Source organism: Clostridium sp., assembly GCF_017888565.1.
Lineage (GTDB): Bacteria > Bacillota > Clostridia > Clostridiales > Clostridiaceae > Clostridium.
Genome location: NZ_JAGHFX010000111.1, coordinates 1 through 1,246 on the forward strand (window position 1 = coordinate 1; position 1,246 = coordinate 1,246).

Here is a 1,246-nt window from a genome sequence, read left to right on the forward strand (position 1 = left end):
TATATCATTGTGAATTACAAAAATGGCTTCGATATTTAATTGGAGCCATATTTTTTAACCTTTTTTGAAATCTAATATTATTATAAAAATTTATATATTCATCTATAGAGTTGATTACTTCTTCTTCTGAATTATAGTTGCTTAAATAAATACATTCACTTTTTAAGTGGCTAAAAAATGATTCTATACAAGCATTATCATGGCAATTTCCTTTTCTAGACATACTTTGGATTATTTTATTTTCCTTTAATATAGTATTATATAATCTTGAAGTATATTGAATGCCTCTATCGCTATGCAATATTGCGCCGTTCAGCTTATTCTTAGCCAGTGTATCTATAATTGTATTGATTACTAAGTCATTGTTGTTACTGGAGCCTATTTTATAAGTTAATATTTCATTGTTATATAAGTCCATAATTGCTGATAAATATAATTTTTTATTGCTCTTGTACTTAATTGTTGTTATATCCGTTACTAGCTTAGAGCTAGGAGTAGTAGCTTTAAAGTCTCTATTTAGTATATTATCTTTTATAATTACTCCTTCGACAAGCGGAGCGAAAAATTTCTTCTTTGCTCTAACTTTTGATCTTAATCCCAATGACTTCATAATTCTATAAACTTTTTTATGGTTAATAATTATATTGTAGTTTATTCTAATAAATGTAGTTATTCTTCTATATCCATAAATCCCCTTATGTTTATTAAAAACATCACGAATAAGACTTTCAACTGAATCTGCATCTTCGCTGTACATATCGGATAAATTCTTTTTATTCAACCATTTATAAAATCCACTTCTTGATACTTTTAAAATACTACATAGAAGAGATATTGAATACTTACTTTTAAATTCATTTATAATTTCAAATTTATAAGACTTTAGGCATTCCCCCTTATTTTCTCTAATAACTTTTTTAAAACTTCATTCTCCGCTCTTAGTCTTGTTAATTCGTCATTTTTACATCCTTCAACCGCTTCGCGACGAGGCTTTTTATTCTCATAAAAGCTATCTGGGCCTTTTTCATTGTATTGAATTACCCACCTTCCAAATGCTGATGTACTAGTTATATTTAAATCCTTACATATTTTCTTTTGACTCTTTCCCGTTTTTATATATTCTTCAATTGCATTTATTTTAAATTCTGCACTATAAGCTTTGTGCTTTATTGACATAAAAAATCACCCCATTATGTAGATTGTACACGACCTTTTATTGACTGTCTACATAATGGGGGTAAGACCA

General features: G+C 27.6%; 2 protein-coding genes. Both read right to left on the reverse strand.

All coding sequences use genetic code 11. The features are described 5' to 3' along the window. Positions 1 to 4: 4 nt before the first annotated feature. Positions 5 to 910 carry an IS3 family transposase gene (locus J7M87_RS20370; protein ID WP_365846486.1) on the reverse strand — a complete coding sequence of 302 codons (906 nt, stop codon included), beginning with the start codon at positions 908 to 910 and terminating at the stop codon, positions 5 to 7. Beyond that, positions 883 to 1,176 carry a transposase gene (locus tag J7M87_RS20375; protein WP_209738240.1) on the reverse strand — a complete coding sequence of 98 codons (294 nt, stop codon included), beginning with the start codon at positions 1,174 to 1,176 and terminating at the stop codon, positions 883 to 885. The genes J7M87_RS20370 and J7M87_RS20375 overlap by 28 nt, the downstream gene beginning before the upstream one ends. Between the last annotated feature and the right edge of the window lie 70 nt (positions 1,177 to 1,246).